Origin of the sequence: Anabaena sp. UHCC 0399 (assembly GCF_034931465.1) — a bacterium.
Lineage (GTDB): Bacteria > Cyanobacteriota > Cyanobacteriia > Cyanobacteriales > Nostocaceae > Trichormus > Trichormus minutissimus.
Genome location: NZ_JAYGGZ010000032.1, coordinates 28957 through 46542, shown reverse-complemented (window position 1 = coordinate 46542; position 17586 = coordinate 28957). Strand labels below are relative to the sequence as shown.

Annotated in this window: 19 protein-coding genes and 1 pseudogene; 9 read left to right on the top strand and 11 right to left on the bottom strand. The window is 41.1% G+C overall.

Annotation, left to right across the window (positions count from 1 at the left end; genetic code table 11):
* Positions 1–95 precede the first annotated feature (95 nt).
* Positions 96–593: a hypothetical protein gene (locus VB693_RS17540; protein ID WP_323267373.1), complete on the top strand. Its 498-nt coding sequence runs from the start codon at positions 96–98 to the stop codon at positions 591–593.
* 70 nt (positions 594–663) lie between these two features.
* Here VB693_RS17540 and VB693_RS17535 read toward each other — a convergent pair.
* The 3 genes and pseudogenes from VB693_RS17535 to VB693_RS17525 all read right to left on the bottom strand — a co-directional run.
* Positions 664–933, bottom strand: a pseudogene (locus tag VB693_RS17535) (hypothetical protein); the annotation flags it as partial.
* Positions 934–986: 53 nt separating this feature from the next.
* On the bottom strand, positions 987–1211 hold the full coding sequence (locus VB693_RS17530; protein ID WP_242039387.1) for a hypothetical protein: 225 nt from the start codon (positions 1209–1211) through the stop codon (positions 987–989).
* An 8-nt stretch (positions 1212–1219) separates the two neighbouring features.
* Positions 1220–1486 carry a hypothetical protein gene (locus VB693_RS17525; protein WP_323267372.1) on the bottom strand — a complete coding sequence of 89 codons (267 nt, stop codon included), beginning with the start codon at positions 1484–1486 and terminating at the stop codon, positions 1220–1222.
* A gap of 828 nt (positions 1487–2314) precedes the next feature.
* On the opposite strand from VB693_RS17525, the gene VB693_RS17520 reads away from it, so the two are divergent.
* From VB693_RS17520 to VB693_RS17505, 4 genes are all read left to right on the top strand, one after another.
* Positions 2315–3277: a hydrogenase small subunit gene (locus VB693_RS17520; protein ID WP_323267371.1), complete on the top strand. Its 963-nt coding sequence runs from the start codon at positions 2315–2317 to the stop codon at positions 3275–3277.
* Positions 3278–3332: 55 nt separating this feature from the next.
* Positions 3333–4928, top strand: coding sequence for a nickel-dependent hydrogenase large subunit (locus VB693_RS17515; RefSeq protein WP_323267370.1), 1596 nt, complete (start codon positions 3333–3335; stop codon positions 4926–4928).
* Between the two features lie 232 nt (positions 4929–5160).
* Positions 5161–5382, top strand: coding sequence for a helix-turn-helix transcriptional regulator (locus VB693_RS17510; RefSeq protein ID WP_323267369.1), 222 nt, complete (start codon positions 5161–5163; stop codon positions 5380–5382).
* On the top strand, positions 5383–6132 hold the full coding sequence (locus tag VB693_RS17505; protein WP_323267368.1) for a ScaI family restriction endonuclease: 750 nt from the start codon (positions 5383–5385) through the stop codon (positions 6130–6132).
* 92 nt (positions 6133–6224) lie between these two features.
* Here VB693_RS17505 and VB693_RS17500 read toward each other — a convergent pair whose 3' ends face one another.
* The 4 genes from VB693_RS17500 to VB693_RS17485 form a co-directional block, all read right to left on the bottom strand.
* Positions 6225–7235, bottom strand: coding sequence for a site-specific DNA-methyltransferase (locus VB693_RS17500; RefSeq protein ID WP_323267367.1), 1011 nt, complete (start codon positions 7233–7235; stop codon positions 6225–6227).
* 45 nt (positions 7236–7280) lie between these two features.
* Positions 7281–7544, bottom strand: a complete 264-nt coding sequence (locus tag VB693_RS17495) for a DUF433 domain-containing protein (protein WP_323267366.1) — start codon at positions 7542–7544, stop codon at positions 7281–7283.
* A gap of 52 nt (positions 7545–7596) precedes the next feature.
* Positions 7597–8175, bottom strand: coding sequence for a hypothetical protein (locus VB693_RS17490; RefSeq protein ID WP_323267365.1), 579 nt, complete (start codon positions 8173–8175; stop codon positions 7597–7599).
* Positions 8176–8393: 218 nt separating this feature from the next.
* On the bottom strand, positions 8394–9173 hold the full coding sequence (locus VB693_RS17485) for a carbonic anhydrase family protein (RefSeq protein WP_323267364.1): 780 nt from the start codon (positions 9171–9173) through the stop codon (positions 8394–8396).
* Between the two features lie 643 nt (positions 9174–9816).
* Here VB693_RS17485 and VB693_RS17480 point away from each other — a divergent pair.
* Positions 9817–10239: a hypothetical protein gene (locus tag VB693_RS17480; protein WP_190703917.1), complete on the top strand. Its 423-nt coding sequence runs from the start codon at positions 9817–9819 to the stop codon at positions 10237–10239.
* Between the two features lie 66 nt (positions 10240–10305).
* On the opposite strand, the gene ligA is transcribed toward VB693_RS17480, so the two are convergent.
* Positions 10306–12345, bottom strand: coding sequence for an NAD-dependent DNA ligase LigA (gene ligA, locus VB693_RS17475; protein ID WP_323267363.1), 2040 nt, complete (start codon positions 12343–12345; stop codon positions 10306–10308).
* A gap of 355 nt (positions 12346–12700) precedes the next feature.
* Between ligA and VB693_RS17470 the strand changes: the two genes are divergently transcribed.
* Positions 12701–13078 (top strand): KGG domain-containing protein, encoded by a 378-nt coding sequence (locus tag VB693_RS17470; protein WP_323267362.1) that lies wholly within the window; start codon positions 12701–12703, stop codon positions 13076–13078.
* A 68-nt stretch (positions 13079–13146) separates the two neighbouring features.
* Here the strand turns inward: VB693_RS17470 and VB693_RS17465 are convergent, their stop codons facing one another.
* The 3 genes from VB693_RS17465 to VB693_RS17455 all read right to left on the bottom strand — a co-directional run bounded on the left by VB693_RS17465 (position 13147) and on the right by VB693_RS17455 (position 15909).
* Positions 13147–13470 (bottom strand): hypothetical protein, encoded by a 324-nt coding sequence (locus tag VB693_RS17465; protein WP_190703907.1) that lies wholly within the window; start codon positions 13468–13470, stop codon positions 13147–13149.
* Positions 13471–13575: 105 nt separating this feature from the next.
* Entirely contained in the window at positions 13576–14253 is a 678-nt protein-coding gene (locus VB693_RS17460) for a response regulator transcription factor (RefSeq protein ID WP_323267361.1), read from the bottom strand.
* Positions 14254–14580: 327 nt separating this feature from the next.
* Complete coding sequence (locus tag VB693_RS17455; RefSeq protein ID WP_323267360.1) at positions 14581–15909, bottom strand: TIGR03985 family CRISPR-associated protein; 1329 nt, start codon at positions 15907–15909, stop codon at positions 14581–14583.
* Positions 15910–16284: 375 nt separating this feature from the next.
* On the opposite strand from VB693_RS17455, the gene VB693_RS17450 reads away from it, so the two are divergent.
* Both VB693_RS17450 and VB693_RS17445 read left to right on the top strand, forming a co-directional pair.
* Positions 16285–16590, top strand: a complete 306-nt coding sequence (locus tag VB693_RS17450) for a CRISPR-associated protein Csx3 (RefSeq protein ID WP_323267359.1) — start codon at positions 16285–16287, stop codon at positions 16588–16590.
* A 63-nt stretch (positions 16591–16653) separates the two neighbouring features.
* A complete protein-coding gene (locus VB693_RS17445; protein ID WP_323267358.1) occupies positions 16654–17577 on the top strand; it encodes a CRISPR-associated protein Csx3 in 924 nt (307 codons plus the stop codon).
* Positions 17578–17586: the final 9 nt, after the last annotated feature.

Here is a 17586-nt window from a genome sequence, read left to right as displayed (position 1 = left end):
TAACTGTAAACACGATAAATTGTCACAACATGGCACTTTTATTTCAGCCATCCAGTCATGTAATTAAAGTAACTATAATATAAAAAATTCAGGTAATGAAAAAGCTGGCTCAAATCAGAATTATTAATGGACTTTTAGGTTCATTAGCAATAGTAGGAATCATCGCCAATCAAACATCTGCACAATCACAGCCAGAACCAGGGCCGATTTTTGCCCCAAATGTGCAGTTCAACGTACAACGCACCAGTGGTAATTGTCCCAAAACTGTGGGATTATGGTGGATGGGTATACCCTATGAAGGTGGTGCAGAGCATATAGTAGTGGCAGATACTCCAGCTTTTGCCAACGAAACCAAGTTAGTTCCATCTAACAATAAGCGGTTTGTAGAATTTGTTTCAACTTTGAATAATCAGTATGCTTCTTGTGTGGGTAAAGCACGTTCACAAGCATCTGCTTTTTACAACGTAGAATTTAAAAATAAAAAAGCATATTTTCGTGTCGATTTGCGAAATCTTAACGTACCTGATAGTCTAATTGTCTACAAAAGTGTTACAGGTTTTCGTCCTTTTGTGCGTTGGGCGATCGCAGATTAATTAAACGTGAGTAGAGACGTAACATTGCTACGTCTTTACATTTTAGGTACTACTTCACGTCTCATCAATCTGGGCGAACTTCCTCAATGTCAGCTTGTGGTGGTTTAACTAAATCGTGATATAGCAAAACCGCATACACAATTTCATCATCAACAGCGTGACGCAACGCTGACATTGATTCTTGCTTGAGGCTTTTAATTAAATTTGTCAACGCTGCTTTATGTAAAGCTTCAATTGCTCTTTGTAGCCCAACTGCTACACCCCTTTGGCTTTCATCCCACTCAGATATAATGGCTTCAAATCGGTCGATTTCCCGAATATATTCCTCAAGGTCGGTCATTAGTCATTAGTCAATAGTTGATCAAAAGTAATCAATATATGATGAATAATAACTCACTTCATTTTAAAATCCTTGAGAAGAAAGGGCATCATTATACCTGTTGTTAAGCTAGACATAGTTATTGGTATACAGAAAGGAATTTCCAACTGAGCTAGCAATATTAGCACTAGCATACCAAGGCTCATACCAATGGTAATTTGTCTAATAAAATAGAGTGGATCACGGATTAGTTTACCTCGAAAAAATAACTTCACTGAAAACCAACTTAATTCAATCATATGACCCCCTAAAAATTACTCAAAACATATAGAATGGCGAATCCTAAAACTACTGCGGGAACTGCTCCACTCGGCGCAAATAATGCCCCTATGGTTGCAGAAAACATATAACCTATCTCTTTTCCAGCTAATATCATCCCGCCAATAGCACCACCAACCATTGAGATAATTGTGGCTATAACTAACCACAGTAATCCAGTGGTTAGAGTTAAATCCCTCGTTACCATATTTGTAAGAAATGCCCTCACATTCAGGTCATTTAAAAATTCACTCATGTTCTCTAATTCTCCGTTTTGGTAATTATCAATTGGGAATGAGATTTTTAACTTGTACATTTCCGTGTAAATCAAGCATCCATTCTAAATAAATGAGAAGCGTTTTTGATACGCTTTTTGACTTACGCTTTGAGGTACTAGCCTCTTAAGAAAATATATAGCGTTTTCTAATCACATGAGGTATATCATAGTCCGCTCCTTGCGGCACATAGAAGTCTGAGCGGCGGTTTCTGCCGAACAGAACTTTGGGGGAAGGGGGTGGGGTTCTTGTACCTCAATCCACCGAGAAACGCTATATTTATTTACGCCAACAGGAACTTTATGAAGTGTTATTCCCTTTGCTTTGGAACTAGAGAAGCGGTAAAAGTTTTCTCAATACCCATTCCCCTATAATTACATGACTCATTTTTTAATATAGAACACCTTGATTCTTAAATTCTAGGGTATAATTGCTAATATGAATGTATGCTTTAAATACTCATTACTTATATTATTTTCTGTCACAGAATAGCACTAAAAAATATTTTTGCCAGTCAATGTATCCGATAAATTTAAAAGTAATATATTCATAGTATTTATGCTTATAAAGTCAAACTAAAATTTATTTTCCATGTTATTTTATCAAAATCTGTGTAATACATGACAGTTTTCAACAAGTGTGATGAAGATTTAATTTTCAGTTAAAGATTAATTTTTATTTAATTAAATAAAATAAAAACAAAAAATATCTTATTCTAAAAATTAAAACTAAATATTTATCACCGGGTGAAACTCTACAAGCGTCAACACCTGCGTCATAAATAGTAAACATAGACAAATAAATAGCCAATGACTAACGTACTCTGGCTGCAAGGTGGTGCTTGTTCGGGCAACACTATGTCTTTTCTCAACGCCGAAGAACCGACAGTCTGCGATCTAATTGCTGACTTTGGCATTAAGGTACTTTGGCATCCTTCCTTGGGATTGGAACTAGGCAACAACTTACAAACCCTACTGTGGGACTGCATTCTCGGCAAGATACCTTTAGATATCTTGGTATTTGAAGGTACTGTAGTTAATGCCCCCGACGGTACAGGTGAATGGAATCGGTTTGCCGATCGCCCGATGAAAGATTGGCTGGCTGACCTCTCGAAAGTTGCTAGCTTCGTTGTAGCGGTGGGAGACTGCGCCACTTGGGGAGGAATCCCCGCTATGTCGCCTAACCCCAGCGAATCCGAAGGTTTGCAATTTCTCAAGCGTCAAGAAGGCGGCTTTTTAGGTAAGGATTTCGTCGCCACATCGGGATTACCAGTGATTAATATTCCTGGGTGTCCAGCACACCCCGATTGGATTACGCAGATATTAGTGGCGATCGCTACTGGACGCATCGCTGACATCGCCCTCGATGAACTGCACCGTCCCCAAACCTTCTTCAACACCTACACCCAAACAGGTTGTACTCGTAACGTCCACTTTGCTTACAAAGCCACCACCGCCGAATTTGGTCAGCGTAAAGGCTGCTTATTCTACGACTTGGGTTGTCGTGGCCCTATGACCCATTCCTCCTGCAACCGCATCCTCTGGAATCGCGTTTCCTCGAAAACCCGCGCCGGAATGCCGTGTTTAGGTTGTACAGAACCAGAATTTCCCTTCTTTGATCTCAAACCCGGAACGGTATTTAAAACTCAAACCGTTATGGGTGTCCCCAAAGAATTACCACCAGGAGTCAAAACCAAAGACTACGCCTTACTCACAATGGTGGCTAAAAATACAGCCCCCAACTGGGCAGAAGAAGACTTTTTTACAGTTTAGTTCGTAGTAAGCACTGAAGTGCTTACTACAAAACAATTACCGAGAGGAGAGGAGAATGGGAATTAAAACATTAGATATTTCGCCTGTCGGTAGAGTCGAGGGTGATTTAGACGTTCGTGTGGAAATTGAAGATGGACAAGTCGTTAACGCCTGGACACACGCCGAACTATTTCGCGGATTTGAAATTATTCTTCGAGGTAAAGACCCCCAAGCTGGATTAATTGTCACTCCTCGTATCTGCGGTATCTGCGGTGCTTCACATTTAACATCTGCATCTTGGGCATTAGATACAGCCTGGAAGACAACAGTTCCCCGCAATGCCATCTTAGCTAGAAACCTCGGTCAAATTGTCGAAACTATCCAAAGCATCCCCCGCTACTTTTATGGATTGTTCGCCATTGACTTAACAAACAAAAAATACCGGAGTAGCCGCTTCTACGATGAAGCCGTCCGCCGCTTTTCTGCCTTCACAGGTAAATCTTATGAACTTGGTGTGACTATTTCTAGCAAACCGGTAGAAATTTACGCCCTGTTTGGTGGACAATGGCCGCACAGCAGTTATATGGTGCCTGGTGGTGTGATGTGCGCCCCAACATTAACAGACATCACCCGCGCTTGGGCAATTTTAGAATACTTCCGCACCAACTGGTTAGAACCTGTGTGGTTGGGTTGTTCCTTGGAACGCTACGAAGAAATTCAAACTTATGATGACTTCATGGACTGGTTAGAAGCAGACATTAAACATCGTGAGTCAGACTTGGGTTTCTATTGGCGCATGGGTTTAGATATTGGTTTAGATAGATACGGTGCTGGTGTTGGTAAATATGTCTCTTGGGGATATTTACCCCATGAAGATAAATACCAGAAGCCGACTATCGAAGGACGCAATGCCGCTATGATCATGAAAAGTGGTGTGTACAACAGCTTCACCGACACTCACGCTTTAATGGATCATACCTTTGCCCGTGAGAATACCACCCATGCCTGGTATGACGAAGGTACAGACAACGTTCACCCCTTTGACCGCACCACCAAACCCACTCAGAAAAATACTAAAGACTTCAATAATGCCTATTCTTGGTCAACGGCTGTACTACACAAAGACTTTGGACGTTTGGAAGTCGGGCCTCTAGCGCGTCAGTTAGTCGCAGGTGGTCAGCATGGAGAATCTTGGCAACACTATGATGGGTTTATCCTGGATGTCTTCAAACAAATGGGTGGTGCTAGTATTCATGTGCGTCAGCTTGCACGAGTCCACGAAATTGTCAAGTTATACCGCCAAGCGGAACGATGTTTGCGTGAGTTTGTCTTAAATGACCCCTGGTATATCAAACCTAAAGAAAAAGACGGGCGCGGTTGGGGTGCAACGGAAGCTTCACGGGGTTCTTTGTGTCACTGGGTAGATATTGAAGATGGCAAGATTAAGAATTATCAGGTGATTGCTGCGACTACTTGGAATGTCGGCCCCCGTGACAAAGACGGAATACGTGGCCCGATTGAGCAAGCTTTGATAGGGACACCTATTGAAGATTCTAGCGACCCTGTGGAAGTAGGACACGTCGCGCGATCGTTTGATTCTTGTCTGGTGTGTACTGTTCACGCCCATGATGCGAAGACTGGTGAGGAGTTGGCACGTTTTCGCACTGCTTAAATTAGTGGTATTGCATAAATGCGCTCCTAATTCATCCTTCTATTATGCAACGCCAAATTAGTTATCAGTTATCAGCTAATTATTCAACTGATAACTGATTCTTGTTTTGAGAAATGAGCGTAGCAGATAATATAGCTGCGTTTCAGTTCAGGGGTTTTTAACTCAATTTCTAAATATTGAGTGCTACTTATAGTCTGTAGACTTATAAGCATCAAGCAGACAACATTAATTCATGGCTAATAACCATGAACTTTTAAAGTTTGGTTTAAAAATTAGAGAGTTAAGATTACTGAAAGGACTCTCACAGGAAGATTTAGCTGATTTAGCTGGTCTTCATAGAACTTACATTGGTGGGATAGAAAGAGGGGAGAGGAACGTAGCCTTTATTAATATTGTTCGGTTAGCTAAGGCTTTAGATGTTTCGCTAAGTAATTTGATGAAAGGAGTTGACTAAGTGCCTTCCCCGTATGAGGGTTTAACTGAGGAAGAATGGTTGGTAAAGACTAAAGAGTTGATTAGCTGTCACCCTTTAGATGTTGAAACCATCAAGCAGATTGCTTTTAAAAGTTGGAAGACCCTATGGTCTACAACTATCGGAGAAGGTAAACTGTCGATAAATCTGTCTGAACTCGACGTTCCTGCTACTGTAGTAGGTTACTTTTTTGAAAAGTTATTTGCTAAGGAACTTGAGAGGCAGCAACCTCATCTTTGGCGTGCTGGGAAGAATAAAGAAGATAAAGATATCGTATGTATTCCTAATAATTTATACTCTGTTGAAATTAAAAGTTCAGGACAACTAGGAGAAAAAGTATTTGGGAATAGAAGTTATGGACAAAATATAGAAAATACCGAACTGCTAAAGAAAGAAAAATCTGGATATTATATTACAGTCAACTTTTATCGGCAGGATCTTCATCTTCTTAGATTTGGATGGATTGATCACTCTGACTGGAAAGCTCAAAAAGCTGCGACAGGTCAAGCAGCTAGTCTTAGTGAATCAGTTTACACATACAAACTAATTAAGATTGAAGGTGATTATAGGCTGAACGCTCCCATCCGTGTTTTAAAAGGTGTTGGTTCACAAATATCACAGCTTTGTGCAGAAGAAGGAGTGCTAAATGTCAGAGATTTGAAAAATTATCATGGAAGCAATGCAAAAATTTTAAAGCTGAACGAAACACTAAAAAAAATGGATTTTTCCTGAAAATTTATGTTCAATAATACTTGTATGTCTCTAGATTTTATATACATTACTAATTACTACTAGCTTACTTTAGGTCATTCTGAAAATAGTATTTACTGTTCATTAGAACTATCCCTCTCTTTTTTAAATTCCTTAAATCTGTCAACTGCCATTTTGCAGTAATCAGTCCTCATCTCAAAACCTAAAAATATACGCCCCAAACCTGTTGCTGCTATCCCAGTAGAGCAAGAACCGGCAAATGGGTCAAGCACTATTTCTAACTGATTTGATGAAGCGTTAATAACTCTCTCTACAATGCCTAAAGGAAACTGCGCCGGATGTCCGGTACGTTCTTTTGAACTTCTCTTTGTACCTGTTGTAATTTTGGAAAATTCCCAGACATCAGATGGATTCTTACCTAGAGGATTGCATCTATATTTGCCATTTTTCTTTTGATTGGGATACTTCACATTGGAGTCCCTGATGTCATCCAAATTGAATGTATAGTGCTGGTAGTCTTTAATATAAAATAACCACTTTTCATTACGTGGGCTAAGACGATATTTTGTTGAAACACCTGCTCCATATTGCCAAACAACCTCTTGGAGTAAATAAAATGGTGACTTATCCCATAACAGATAGGGTATTGGTACGCATAATCCTCTCCTGGGGACTTCGAGGTATCCAACATTTAACCAAAATGCACCATTAGGTTTAGTAATGTTATGAATTTGCTGCATCCAATGAGAACACCAATTAATATATTCGTCAACTGACATTAGTGCTTCATATTCTTTGCCGATGTTATATGGTGGGGATGTAATAGTTAGATCAATCTTAATATTGCTTGAACTAAGTTTTTGAAGAAAATCTGTTGAATCACCTTGATAAAGAATAAACCCATCATCAGAATAAAAAGGTTTATCTAGGCACTTGTATAGTTCTACTTCTAAAAACTTTTGCTGATCTGAAAGATTACGCTTTAAGTCTTCAGAAAAGGGCTTTAGTAATGAACGTGGAGCCATCTGGGTGGCTGTGTGCTGATCAATTCCTTCGTTAATGTAAATATTGTGTTCTTGACTGGCTATCTTGCGTACCTTGTCTTGTTTGACTGGAACCTTCATTGTTTGTATGGTTAACGGAATATTTGTAACTATTTGAAAATATTATCATCTAGAGCCATAACTTGACTTCTCCGCGGCAAGATAAGCTTCAATCTCTTCTCGATTAGCATGATAGTAAGTCAAGGCATCATACACTTGCACTAGAGTCAAATTACCCATTCGTTCTACAATTTCTTCTGCATTTAGACCCATTTTGTACCAAGCAGAAACTCTCTGTACAGATACTCTAGTTCCTGCAATGTGAGGACGACCGCCAAGAGTTCCGGGTGTGCGAACAATTAATGTGCCAATGTCAGTAATAGTTTGCATACAATAAATTTCTCAGTCTTGCCCTTAATCATAACTTAGACAAGGTGCTGCTTCAGTCTGGAAAAGCTGTACCAGTGCTAGGATCACTGATATATAGGCCTAATGTCAGACTACGCATCACTTCATCCCAAATGGGTGTGAGTTGCTCGGCTTGATCTGCCCAATAATCGAATGTAATCAAGCACTGCACATTTGAACCCAAACCGATGCAAGTCCGTGAAAAAGCTTCCCGTGGTTCTTCTTGGGTATCGATAAACTTAATCTCTGTCCACACAATTTTGGCTGTTTGGCGTTTAACCGTGAAGATTTCTCCCCTCTCAATGACGTTGCGACTGTCATCGTCCATCACTTTCTTCAAGGTAGATTTGAGGGGAAACAAACTCCAGTCACGGGGAGGTAGTTGATTAAATGATACTTCTAGACAGCAATCATCTTTAGGTGGTTTTTTATCCAGAAATTTAAAAGATTTTTCTTGTGGCTCAAACACCCAATTTTGAGGGACATTTAACCGAACAGCCCCCCGATTAGCAACAAAAATTTTATAGCCTGATGGCGATTCCCAGTGATGGTCAGGCTTGAGGTCGAGGGTTTCTTTGATCCACTGGAGATTGCTTTTTTTCCGCTTTGCCATAGTGTTTTTGCAAATCTGCAACTTTTGCGATGGTCTCCGACCGATGGCCGGTCATCGCCCACTTGGTTAATAGTTTGAACCTCACAGGTTTTGAAATCACCTGTTCTATATGCTGATTTTACCACAATATAGAACGTCTAACTCACGACTGACTATATGTCACGAGTGTGCAGCTTGCAGAAATCAAATTTCTCATCAATTGAGATCCTGACAAATAACTATTTGCTATGCAATTCAATTACTCTGCCATTTACGGGTTGAATTGGACGGGCATTCACCTGATATAGTTTTTGAAAGATACTAATTTCTTCTTTCGAGACGGTAATAGGTTCTACTAAAACATTCCATCTCACTCCTTCACTACAGGGTGGTGTTGTCAGTGAGCCAGGGTAGCTGAAGTATGCTTTGGTATTAGGTAAGAAAGCAGCCGCGTTAATAGTGCGGCTCACAGTTTTTGTTTCCCCAACCGCAGGAATGTACTGCCAAATCTCATTAATTAGACGATTTGCTGCTCCTTCTTTCATCATGATACCCACAACTGATAGTTGACCTGCATCGTTGCGGTGTACTAGGTGCAGTTCCATCGCGGCAGCTTTTCCCCCAATAGTATGTTCACTGGGAGTATGGAAATGAAACTGGAGAAGTGTATATTTTTCACCATTAATGGTGATGGTGCTTCCTGGTGCGTAATTTACTTGGAGAGTGTGACCATTGTTGACAACAACTAAGGGTGTAGGCTTGTAGTTAAAAAATATTGGTTGAAGTTTTTCTTTGATAGCACTCACAAGATTAATAGGAGACTGATCTCTACCTAATTCACATAGTGCAAAATCATGACTGATTTGGGCCCATTGAGTGGGATTTGCTGCACCACCATAGCCCCAGTCGGGTGTTCCTTCTCCCGCAAAGGTCTGTACAGATGGTATAGTTATCAACCCTATGAAAAATGTTACAAATACTAATATATTTTTACACCATTTTTTGTTGATTAGATTCATGATCGTATTAATTTTTTTGAGTAAGATATCCCATCATCAGGCTTCGCGTAGCCTGCCGTAGGCAAGCAGAGTGGAGTAGTTGAAACCTTGACAAATACTATAATAAAAATGCTACTTTTATGCGAAATATTACATATGAAAATAACGGTGTTGGTTGAGATACCGTCTTAACTTAAGAGGTTGTTTGAAAAGTCATGCTGAACCCTTCACTAGCTAACGCGAAACCTAACCCCCTAACCCCCTTCCCTAGTAGGGAAGGGGGAAAATTTAAAGCCTCTAACGCCACTAACTACAACCGGGGGAACTCCGGCAACGCAGTGGCTCTTCCTTGTAGGGGAGAGGTACTAAGCACGAGAAGCCGCTCCGTGTCTTTGGAGAGGGGTTTTCTAGATCCCGTGAAAAGTCAGGCTTTACATTCTACTTCGCTCCACTCAGAACGACAATTTATACCTGACCGAACTGTTCAAACATCCTCTAATACTATTGTGAATTTTGGAGTTACTTCTGTGCTGATGCTAACTCTACAAAATTAATATCTGTTATCTTTCAATAGTCGTAGCGTAACACACTAAAACTTGTAGAAATAGTGAGTTAGGCTTGCCTTAATGTACTGCAACAAAACTCAAATTTATAAGGTGAGCCTGTGTCTGATTTAGAATTACACAAATATTTCCCACAACTTCCTGAAGAAGCACTCAAAGAATTTGCAGAATGGTGTATTTTAGAGCAGGCAAAAGTAGTAGCAGGAGAATTTATACTTGATCCAACTAAGTTACAAAATCTCACACCAAATGAATACATTTGGCAACTTATTGATCAGTTTATGAAAGCCAGACCAGACCCCATTAAAGCTGGACTAGTATCAGCAATGGCTGGACAGGAAGCTGATAGTCATGGATTAGTTGGTTCGGCAATCATGGTAGATTTTGTCGCACTTTATATCAAGTATTTAATTCCAGAAAATGGCAAGAGTCCAGAAGAAGCGAAAGCTTTAATTACTGAAGCCGCAATCCAACAGTATGAAAAGCTTTCTGAACTGGCTGACAAATATAATGTCAAGTTCTGATCAGGGAAACAAGGGAGATAAGAAAGTAAGATTTCTGGATATTTTTCTATCTCCCTATTTCTTTGGCTAATTTGCAGGTAAAATTTCTAATAGCTGTGCCTCAGTTAACTGTGCAATTCCCAAAGATCGTGCTTTTTCTAACTTAGATCCAGCATCCTCACCGACAACCAAATAATCGGTTTTTTTACTAACTGATTCCGTTACTTTCCCACCAGCTTTTTGAATTAATTCTTTGGCTTGATCACGCTTTAATGTCGGCAAAGTTCCAGTAATTACGAAAGTTTTACGAAGCAGTTTTTGATTAATATTATTAGGGGTTTTTGCTTCCTCTGTGTTAACAAATTGTAATCCTGCTGTTTGCAAACGTGCTATTAAAGTTTGATTGGCATTGATGTGAAACCATTGATAAACAGATTGAGCAATTTCTGCACCTATACCATAAATCCCGGCGATATCTGATTGTTTGGCTGTGGTTAACTGTTCTACTGTGCGATACTTTTCGGTGAGTAATTGAGCATTAACATTGCCCACATGACGGATACCTAAACCATATAATACTCTTGACCAAGGTTGGTTTTTGGATTGCGCGATCGCCTGAATTAATTTCTCGGCTGATTTCTGCCCCATTCTTTCCAATCCACATAATTGGTCTGCTGTCAACTCATATAAGTCTGCAACGGAATGCACCAAACCTTTATCGACAAGTTGATGCACCAGTTTTTCTCCTACGCCTTTAATATCTAAAGCATCCCGGCTCACCCAATGTTCTATCGAACCTTTGAGAATAGCGGGACAGGAAGCATTGACGCAGCGAGTCACAGCTTCCCCGGTTTCCCTAACCACAGACTGTCCGCACACTGGACAATGACTTGGCATAATAAAGGGTTCGGTATCAGCCGGACGCAGTTCTTTTAGTACCCTGACGACTTCCGGGATGATTTCCCCAGCTTTGCGGACAATGACGGTATCACCGATGCGAATGTCTAATTGGGTAATGCGATCACTATTATGTAAGGTAGCGCGAGATACAGTAGTTCCCGCTAATTCTACTGGACGCATTTCTGCTAAAGGCGTTAAAGCTCCGGTGCGTCCTACATTCACGGCAATATTTTCTACACGGGTGGGTGCTTCCTCGGCTGGGTATTTGAGTGCGATCGCCCACCGAGGGAATTTTTGCGTAAAGCCTAACTGTTCTTGCAGCTTAAAGGAATTCAGCTTCACCACCACCCCATCAGTCATATAGGGTAGATTTAATCTTTCGGTATCCCAGTATTTATAGTATTCAGCCACCTCTGCTAAAGATTGGCAAAGCTTGTGTTGAGAGTTCACCCGAAAACCCAACTTTTGCAACAATTCCAAAGCTTCCCATTGGGTATTAGCAATACTAGCGTCATCCATACCGGGAATGTGCAGTGTGTAGGCGAAAAAATCTAACCGTCGTCGCGCCACAATGCGAGAATCTAGTTGTCTGAGTGTACCTGCGGCGGCGTTACGGGGATTAGCAAGTAACTGTTCCCCGGCTTTTTGTCGGCGTTCATTGATGTATTGAAAAACTTCCATTGGTAAGAAAGCCTCACCCCGGACTTCCACTTTCTCAATATTTTCCAACCCATCAAAATTTAAACGTAAAGGAATTGAGCGAATAGTCCGCACATTTTGGGTGATATCTTCCCCCATCTCCCCATCACCCCTACTTGCACCCCTAACTAAAACGCCATGATGATATGTCAAAGCTAAAGCTGAACCATCGATTTTCAATTCTGTAACGTATTCGGCTGAATCTGTTGGCGGTACTTGTCTGCGCCAACGCTGATCCCATGTTTGCAACTCATCAATATTAAAGGCATTTTCTAAACTATACAGGGGGACATTGTGCCGTACAGAGGTAAAGTGTGTAGCAGGCCTTTCCCCGACGCGCTGAGTGGGACTGTCGGGTGATACTAATTCTGGATATTGAATTTCTAGTTGTTGCAGTTCTCGATATAGCTGGTCATAGATGACATCGTCCATGATTGGTGCATCCAAGACATAATAAGCATAGCTAGCTTGTTGCAACAGCTGGCGCAGTTCATGAGCGCGTTTGACTTCAGACTGAGTTTGAATCATTAGATTTAATTATAAAATAACCAGTGGATAAATGTGATAACTTATAAAATCTACGGCTAAGAGGTTGTTGGTTGATTATTCTAAAATGATAATCTGTAGAATCAGACTTTCAATACACTTACTCACTTACTATATATAGGAATCCGATTTGATTTGTGAGAATTGCATAGCCCGTACTCTGAGAATTAAGTTAAACTCAGGTGATATGTCTAAAGTACGAGTTTACCCTGACATGATTCTCACTAATGGGTAATGAATAAAAGTAATTTGCTCAGTTACATTCAAAGCATAGCCAGTAAAAATTTTCACTGGCTCAAAAAGACAAAAACTCCAAACATCTACAAGGAGTCTGATTATGTCAGATACAAGCAAGCGCGGTTTCGCTTCGATGGATGAAGACAAACAGCGCGAAATTGCTAGCAAGGGTGGACACGCTGCTCACGAAAAGGGAACTGCTCACGAATTTACTCCTGAAGAAGCGCGTGAAGCCGGACGCAAAGGCGGTGAAACTGTCAGCCAAGACAGAGAACATATGGCCGAAATCGGTCGTGAGGGTGGTAAACATTCTCATGGCGGTGGACGCAAGAAAGAAGGTAGCGAAGATACCGAAGATACCGAAGATACCGAAGAAATTCAGGATACTGGTGAAGAGAAGCAAACTCGTGGTGGTACAAGCGAGCAACACGCTGAAGCCGGACGACAAAGCCACAAGAATAAAAACAAGAAACAATAGATGTAATCTGATTCTGTTAACTCTATGAATGTGTAAAGACGTTGTCATGCAACGTCTTTACTATTTAGTTATTTGGCAATATCTTCAAAATCTGTTACTGCACAAGCAAACTCTCGAAACGCGGTTTTAATTATATCCTCTTTCATGTTTCTATCTAGGGCAGTATCGCGAATGAGGTCTGCTAACTCTACAAATAATAGAGAAACCATAAAACGATCTTGGCGATCAATTTGCTTCAAGCAAGACAAAATAAACTCATACAGTTCTGTTTTTCTAGGTTTGGTTTGTTCTTCCCAAATTTGTAAACCAAGGCGGAAGGTTTTTAAACGTATTTCACTAGTATTGTAGGGCGTATCTTTATAGCGAACTGATACGCGTTGGGGCATTTCCATAAGTTGAGCATATAGATTCACTGTAAAGTCATTATTCAGCTTTATTCTGATTTATCCGGATCATTGACTGGAAGAGGCAGGGGGTAGGGGGAACAAGCAGCCCTATCAAGATTCTCGCAGGGCATAACCTACACCACGCACTGTATAAATTAAACGGTTTTCATTATTTTCTTCTAACTTGAGCCGGAGATAACGAATATAAACTTCAATAATATTAGAATCACCCATGAAGTCATAACCCCAAACTTTTTCGAGAATTTGATCTCTAGTAAATACCTGACGGGGATGTGAAAGAAGATAGTCTAATAAATCAAATTCTTTGGCGGTGAGTTCAATTGCTCGTTTACCTCGAAATACTTCACGGGTAAGGCGGTTGAGTGTTAAGTCTGCAAATTGTAAGGAGTCTTCATTTGTCTCTTGGGTGCGGCGTAAATGAGCGCGGATTCTTGCCAATAGTTCCTCAATACTAAATGGTTTGACTACATAATCATCAGCTCCTGCATCTAATCCTGCCACGCGATCGCTCACTTCATCTTTGGCTGTTAACAAAATTACTGGTATTTTATTTCCAGTTGCACGCAACCGCCGACACAGTTCCAAGCCTGTGAGTCCTGGTAACATCCAATCTAAAATTACTAAATCTGGCGTTGACTCCCGCGCTAAGGTCAAACCAGTCATACCATCATGGGCTACGCTGACTTTGTAACCTTCACTACTCAGTTCCAATTCCACAAATCGAGCCAGTTTGACTTCGTCTTCAACTAAAAGGATATGTGCGACCATAATTCGTAATTCGTAATTCGTAATTCGTAATTCGTAATTAAATATTAATTACTTATGTAAGTAGAACAGGGTAAATAATTAAAGGTTTGTAGTAAGAACTTTAGTTCTCTCTGCGTTCTCTCCGTTCCCTGCGGGACGCTCCGCGAACAAAAAAGGACTAAAGTCCTCTCTACGTTCCCTGCGGGACGCTGCGCGTTCGCGCAGCGTGTCGTAGACAGACGCTACGCGAATACTACGAACTCAATCCTAATTTTTTTACATTACTTAGCATAGTTTGGTTTTTTCAAGTCGTTCTACTTAATTTACTTTGTCTCAGGTTATTATGAACTACGAATTATAAAGTTGAAACTCCCTAGCCACATCATTAGCTATACTTTGCCGCATATCCCAAGGGAGAAAAACTTCTATTCTGGGTCGCCATGCTCGTAAACGCATAATAACGTTGTGATCACCGTGTCGATACTGCACGCGGTAGTAAGCATCATCCGGGGAGCGTTGGGCGAGAATTTGTAATAATGCCTGCTGTTGTTCTAGATTGACTGTATGCTTTTTGATGAGATTTTTGACTTGTGAATAGGCGATCGCTTTAAATGTGTCATGGCGAAAAGTTCGGCGAATGTAGCGATCGTGATAATCTCGGTCAAATCGTAATAACATCGAGCGAGCATCTAAATAGAAATCAAATCCCCAAGCCTCTGACATTTTTGCTTCTATTTCATCCGGGGTGGGTAAGTTACGTTTGTGGTAGCGTAGTTGCAGATTTTTGGGGATGTCTTGATGTGTCCACTCAATAGGGGTGATATCTTGGATTCTGTCGAGGCGGAAGTTATACCAATCGGTTTTTAGATCAGGACTTTGCCCAAAAGCGCACAAATAAACAGCACGCTGGACATAATAAATACAGACTGGATAAACTACACAGATGAAAGTATTCCCCAATCTCGCACTGTTATAAGTGAGTTCAATCGGTGGGACTGGTATTTTTCCCCATAGCCTTTGTAATTCATATTGCCAGTTTTCCAGTTCATCTGTAGCTGTCACCACAAAATCTAGTTTGAAGAAAAACCGCCGCACACCACAGATTTCTTGAGAAAGATTTTGCGCGATCGCGACTAAGTCCTCTTGATTGAGAAAATTTAATTCGTTGGTGTGTCGTTTGGTGGTAATCGGACGCGAGGGGAAATATTTGACGCGATAATATTTCTGCTCATGTTTCTCCAACCAACCCAACTCCGCCAAGATATCTAAATCAGCTTGGAGACTGCGACGAGTTACACCAAACAATCGCTGTTGTAGGAATTTATCTAAATCTGGGATGGGAGTATGTGCTTGTACAGTTTGTAGCCATTGCGATCGCTCCAGTCCCGTTTTTTGATCAAACAACCATTCTGCGGTAGTTTTACTACAAGGACAGCTAGGGTGATGCAGTGGGGGAATTGCTTCACCTTTGGGGTGGCTGAGAGTAAAAAAAGTATCTCGCCACTGTGCCAAACTAAAACCATCATCCAACAATGCACGGTCTTGAGCATCACCGTACAGAGAGCGCAGCCATACCCACAAACGCACTGCACGCGGTAAGTTTTGTTTCAGAGAACCCCGCGCTAACCATTGTAATAATTCGACTTGCGGCACATCAGTAAAAATTTGTTCAGACACTTTTATTAGGGATTGGGGACAAATCAATTCAAAATACCCTACGGGAAGGCAAGCCTACAAAATTCAAAATTCAAAATTAAATAACTAGGGATTGGGGACTGGGGACTGGGTAAAATTCTCCTTGTCTTCCTATTCCATTGCTTCTAGCATACGACACTCTGGAAGTAGCCTCTTCCAGTAGGGTGTATGATGTATCCAGCACAGAAAAAACAACGATCATAAGAGAAGTGGCGTTAGAGGCTTTAAAAGCTCGACTTTCCGTTGAAACCAGCCAGATTTAAGCCCCTCTCCGCGTCGGAGAGGGGTTGGGGAGAGGTTCATTGAATTCACGTTTTGAAGTGTTAAGTTGGAATTTAAAATTTGGAGCAAAGCGACATGGCTACATACAAAATCGAGTTAAAAGACGGAATTTTACGCATTGGATTTGGCGAACCTGCTCAAAATGACCAAATAGTCCGCGATGCAGCAGCACGCCTAGAAGAAATGGCTACATCAGGTGAACTATCAGGAGGAACATTACTCAAAATCAATGGGCCAATATCTATACCTGTAGCCTTTGTATTAGCACATAAACTTGCTCATATCTACGGAGCAGTAGCTTTTTATGATCCTAAATTGGCTAAGTATGTGATTTCAATCACACACAATCCCGCGTATAAATTGGGAGACTTGATTGATTAAATTTTAGGAGGGAATCGGTAATCAGGCAAAAGCCCGAATCAATGCTTTGTCATTAATTACATAATGAATACCTACTATATCAAGTTACAGGGTGATATCCTCAAAGTAGGATTTGGTAGTACGCTAGCTACAGGTGATCGCATAGTCCGCGATGTAGCGGCAAAGTTAGATGAGATGATTACTACAGGGGAATTACCCGGTGGTGATCTCATCAAAATCAATGGCCGAGTTTCAGTATTAGTTAGTCAGGTATTAGCGGATAAGTTAGGGAAATTGTATGATGCGATCGCTCTATTAGATCCCAAAATAGGCGATCCAGGGATAGATAGATATGTAGTCACCATTAGCAGACATCCCCAATATCAAGTCGGGGATATTTTGGATATGGTGCGAGAGTCGCAGCCGCAAAGCAACCTGAAAGTTGTGTTGTGTGGCTTTGCAAACACTGGAAAGACTTGCTTTCGAGAGGGATTAAAACAAGCACTATTGCAGATTCCCGACGCACCCGAATCATACTTCATTTCCGGCTGTCCCGATGGCGATGGTTCGTGGTACAGCGAAACCGCCAGGCGTGATCCTGATTTAGCCACCGAGTTAAAAGCACGATACAAAGCAGGATTTAGTCCAGAGTTCGCCAAATTGAAGGCGCAGGAAGTCAGAGGTATCAATACACCGATATTCGTCTTTGATATTGGGGGAAGAATCTCCGACGCGAACCGCTTGATTATGAAAGAAGCTACCCATGCGGTGATTTTAGTCAAAGATGAGTCTGAGATTGCGCCTTGGGAAAAGTTGTGTGATGAGTTGAGAGTGCAAGTTATTGCGATCGTTTTTAGCGATTTTTTGGGGAATAATGACATTGTTGAGTCGGAAACGCCGATTTTACGTGGTAGGGTTCATAGATTACAGCGAGGGGAGGATGTTTCGCAGCGTCCTACGGTGCAGGCTTTGGCGCGGTTGTTGGTGGGGTTGAGTAGAGACAAGTAGAGAAAACAA